Origin of the sequence: Sphingomonas silueang (assembly GCF_040049155.1) — a bacterium.
Taxonomy (GTDB): domain Bacteria; phylum Pseudomonadota; class Alphaproteobacteria; order Sphingomonadales; family Sphingomonadaceae; genus Sphingomonas; species Sphingomonas silueang.
In genome coordinates, this window is record NZ_JBDZDK010000069.1 from 1 (window position 1) to 5,008 (window position 5,008).

At 58.6% G+C, this 5,008-nt stretch carries 1 protein-coding gene; it reads left to right on the forward strand.

Translation table 11 applies throughout. From position 1 onward, the window contains the following. Positions 1–795 precede the first annotated feature (795 nt). On the forward strand, positions 796–4,491 hold the full coding sequence (locus ABLE43_RS22980) for an RNA-directed DNA polymerase (protein ID WP_348980265.1): 3,696 nt from the start codon (positions 796–798) through the stop codon (positions 4,489–4,491). The last annotated feature ends 517 nt before the right edge of the window (positions 4,492–5,008 follow it).

Here is a 5,008-nt window from a genome sequence, read left to right on the forward strand (position 1 = left end):
GCCTCGGCCTCCTTCAGCACCGCAATGATCTGCTCTTCCGTGAACCTCAGTCGCTTCATTGTCCGTCCTTCCATCAGGGCCGGACTCTAATCGCACTTGGAGGAAAATCAGGGGGTCACGTCACGTCGCATCAAGATCCCCGGCCCAGATTCGGGTCGCCAGCCATGCGCCTGCGGCATCCTGAAAGCGGAAGCCACGGCCGGCCCGAGCGCCGGCCCGGCTGGTCGCCCATAGACCGGGATCGATCTGAATTGCTGAGCCCGCCATTTGTGACATCTAGGGATCTTATCGCAGAGAAACAGACCGGTTCACCGGACTTGCGGGGGCCCGTTAATTTCGGCCAGTAGCTCCAGCCCAAAGGACCTACGCGTCGGATGCATTGGACGGATATCAGCAGCGCCGTCTCGTCCGGCTGCTGAATGAACCACCGCTTTGGCCCGCAGTAATCGTACTGAATGACTGCACTTGGGCGCTGCGCTGCCGACCGCCGCGGCCCCCTCGAAGGACCTCTCTTGTTCTGGCGGCGTGACCCACAACACGACATTCGGCGGTTAATTAGCGCTCCCAAACTTCGGACATCCATTCATGTTCGCCGACGCCTCGACCAGCGATGGTGGAAAGGCGAGGAGGGGGACGAAGCTGCCATTCCTGTCCACCGCGGTGAACCGCAGCTTTGAGCTATCTCGAGACACAAACGCTCGCCTCGCGGTTCAGCACGATATACCGTTTTCGGAGGTGCTGGTCCGACCAGCGGACCTCACGCTGTAACGCGCGGGACATTTAAAGGGTGAGAAAGTGCAGCGGCTGATTCCAACACTGGACCAAATTTCTCAAGAATATGTGCTCGTTCAGGCATGGAAGAAGGCTGCCTCGTACATCCGCTACCACAATTGGTTCTCCGATACTCTGGAGCTAGACCGCGCAGCTGCCGATCTTCCGAAGTTTATATCTCGACTGTCGGCGCGATTGCGTTCGGGTGAATATGAAACCGAGGAGCTGAAGCTCGTTCCCGCTCCGAAGAGCCAGCGATGGCATCTTGACGTCGAAGGCCTCTGGAAACCAGAACAATCTGGCCCCACCAAGATCCGGCCACTCGCCCATGTCTCGCTGTCCGATCAGGTGGCTGCTACCGCCCTTATGCTTTGCCTCAGCGAAAGGGCCGAAACCGCGCAAGGCGACCCGAGGGGCGGCTTTGCATCGCCTGATGTGCGCAGGTCGGTCATGTCCTACGGCAACCGACTCTTCTGCGATAAGGCTGACCAAGGAGGCGGTCTGGTCCACCGCTGGGGGTCATCCAAACTTTACCGAGCCTATTTTGAGGACTATCGCTCCTTCCTACAACGGCCCGAGGCGGTCGCCGCATCGCTTGGCGCCGATGATCGCGTTCTAATCGTTCAGACCGATCTCCGGCAGTTCTACGACCGAGTGACGCCGGAATTGCTCCTCTCCAAGGTTCGGTTGCTGCAGACGCCAGATGACGACGGTGCGTTCTTCGATCTAGCAGGCAGTGTTCTCAATTGGTCCTGGGAGGAAAGGGACGAGCGTCAGTTCGCCCGTTTCAAGCAGCGTGCAGGCATTCCCGAGTTCGATGGCGTCGCCCTTCCCCAGGGCTTGGTGGCAGCTGGTTTCTTCTCGAACGTCGTCCTGCTGGATTTCGATCGCACCATCCTCGAACAACTTGGCCGAGAGGTCACCAACGGCGTGTGGCTCCGGGACGCCTGCCGGTATGTCGACGACATCAGGTTGACCATCACCACGGCACCAGGGATTGACCCAACAGAAGCTCAGGCACGGGTAATGGCGTGGCTTGGGCAAGCCCTGACGGCCACCTGTCCGGGTTTAGAATTCGCTCCCGAGAAGACGTCGACCGCGTCAGTCGGGGGCGAGCAGATGCCGCTCGTCCGCCAATCCCGGAAAATGGAGCGCATCCAGACTGCGATTTCCGGCGGGTTCGATGCGAGTGGTGGCGAGGAGGTGATTCAGGCGATCGAAGCTCTCGTCCGATCCCAATTAACAATCAACGGCGTAGAAGGGACGCCGACGCCTCCCGGCTTGAGAGCAATACCCGACGTCAAGGACGAGACAATCGGTCGTTTCGCAGCTGGTCGGTTCAGAAAAACCTTTCGCTCACTTAGACCACTCCTCGATGATCGACCCTACATGGAAATCGCTGAATTTGGGGAAGAAACCTTTCGGCGCACTAGGCTATCGCAATCGGAACTGGACGAAGAAGCACGTGCCTTTGCGCTCATCCTAGTCGAGCGATGGATACTCGATCCGTCAAACGTTCGGCTATTGCGCGTCGCGCTCGACCTCTGGCCGTCCCGCCAACTGCTTGGGGAGGTACTGAAGCTTTTCGAACCGTATCTTGCCGGTCAGACAAGGTCAGTCACCAGCCGACAAGTCGCGTACTACTGCCTCGCCGAGATCTTTCGAGCCGGGGCGACCGAGACGGGCTTCATTGACGATCCAGAGTGCCTTCCCACTGGGGTCGATCTCGCCGGCTATAGATCCCTGCTTCTGGAGGTTGCGATTCGAGTGGCCAAGGGCGCGGCCGAGCGCGTCCCATGGTATCTCGCGCAACAGGCACTGCTCTACATCGCGGTCCACGATCCCCGAGCTGTCCAAGCTCGAGGCATTCCACGGACCAATCAATCCTATTGGCGCCTTCTCTCATTTCTGACAGGCGAACGCGTTGTCTCCTCGGATCGCGAATTCGCAATAGCCGCGGTAGTGAGCCGTAGGTCGTTCCTTTCGAAGGACGAGGCCGTGAATCTCGTTGGTCGGATGCTCACACCAGAGCGGTTCGCGGAGGTGGCCGCGCGAGATATCGAATTCGCCCGTGATCTCTTCCGTGCCGTCGATCGACAACTCACCGTTCCGGCAGGCATCGCTGAAGACCTAGGGATCGCGGAATGGTCCGACCCGGCGGAAATGCACTCACTGCAGTCCTACATCCAAGACAAAGGACCATTGAATCCGTTGCGCAACGAGATCGGCGTTCTCAGCTTTGCCGAGAAATTCATCGCGCACCTCAAACAAGGAAATTTTCCGGAAGTCGTGACGCCGTCGACGATCCAGATAGCGGTTCGGCAGGTTGGAAAATATGTCCGAGTCGAGCAGGTGATCTTTAGATCTGCTCAGACAACTTCGACCTACCGGTCTATTTATACCGCCCCCTCTTGGTCGCCGGAATCTCAACGCTGGCGCTTTCAGCTCGGTTACCTCCTACGGTTCATTCTCACGGCAAGAATAGACTTCAGCCTTCCGGTCAGGTCACCATCTTGGAGGGAGGGCGAGCCCATTTATCGGCCGACGAGAGGGCACTGGTTCCAGCGGCAATATGGCTTCTACAATGGTCACGAGGCCTTCGGTGACGATTGGCTACCCATCTCGCAGTTCACTCAGGATCTTCTCTTCGATCTGCTCATCTGGCCCGGCTGCCGTACAAGCAGCCCCGATGTCGATCAGTTGTCGCTTGATGAGACTGCTGCTCGGATTCGCGCTGCGCTCGTCGAAGCCGACGCGGCAATCGGCCCGGCAACCGGCACCCTTATGCTCAAGGTCGATGCGCCGATCCCAGGTACCGCATTGAAGGGACGCCCGCTTCGGGCCTGCGTCGTTCAGTCGATCATGCCTGAAGCTGCAGATTTCTCGGCCGCTGATCTGGAAATGCGCTCGCCGGATCTCCGGCGGAAACATCGCAAACATTTGTCTACGGCGTTGGCCGCGGTTGAGAAGATGCTGGACCTTCGCGAGACCCATAAGCCAGCAAGCAAGCGTCTCGACTGGCTCATCTTGCCAGAACTGTCCGTCCATCCCGATGACGTTGCCACCCACCTCGTGCCGTTCGCACGGGCGTTCAAGACCGCGATCCTAGTCGGCATGGCCTACGAACAAGTCGTTCCGGGACAGCCGCTGATCAATTCGGCCTTATGGATCATCCCGAGGATGGTGCAAGGCATGGGCCTGCAAACGGTGATCAGACGGCAGGGAAAACAGCACCTCTCTCCAATGGAGCAGAAGTACGTCAAACCGGTAGAACTGATCACCGGATTCCGACCGTGCCAGTGGCTGGTGGGGTACGAATGGTCTAACAATCCGGCCAACGACGCGCTGTGGCTCACCGCATCCATCTGCTACGATGCAACTGATCTGAAGTTAGCGAGCGATCTTCGTGATCGCTCGGACGTTTTTGCAATTCCAGCTTTGAACCTGGACGTCGGCACCTTTGATCAGATGGCGCAGGCGCTGCATTATCATATGTTCCAGCTCGTGCTGATCGCGAACAACGGAGCCTACGGGGGCAGCAATGCTCACCTGCCTCGGGGGGAGGCCTATCAACGCCAAGTTTTCCACACCCATGGCCAGCCCCAAGCAACAATTTCCTTTTTTGAGATCGACGACATCGAAAACATGAAGCAACGCCACCGAATGGGCGCAGCAAAGGAAGGCGGATGGAAGTATCCGCCTGCCGGCTGCACGATTTAGATGTTTCGCGGCGCCAGCTTGGTTATTTCTGTCACATTTCGATTAAATGTGAGATCGATAGATTCCGAAACCTAGATCAAGCGCGATGGGCGCCGATAAAAAGACATACTGCTTGCCAGATACTCCACGTAGCCATCCGCAGATTCATGCAGGAGCGGACGTTCGTCGAAGCTGATGTGAACGACCGGATCTTGTCAATCGGCGTCCAAAAAGGACCCCCTATCGGCGTGCAAAAGGGACCCCCTTCGTCAAGCAGCGTGACGGGTATGACGGGCGCACCGTTCGCGCTGGTTGCGGCGTAGGGCGGGCGTAGCCCGACCGGAGGCGCAACCAGCGCGAAGCGTTCTCTGCCGGTGGCCCCAGGCGTCAGCTGCGATGCTTGAAGCGCCAGCTGTGTAAGCGTGGCCTGAGGGCCGCCTTGCCCGTTTGGCCGTAGCCGGGATGCTTATCGTCTTTGACGAGGGCGCGGGCGGTGCGGGAAGTTTTCGGTTCTGAGACTGGTCGTACGAGCGCTCGT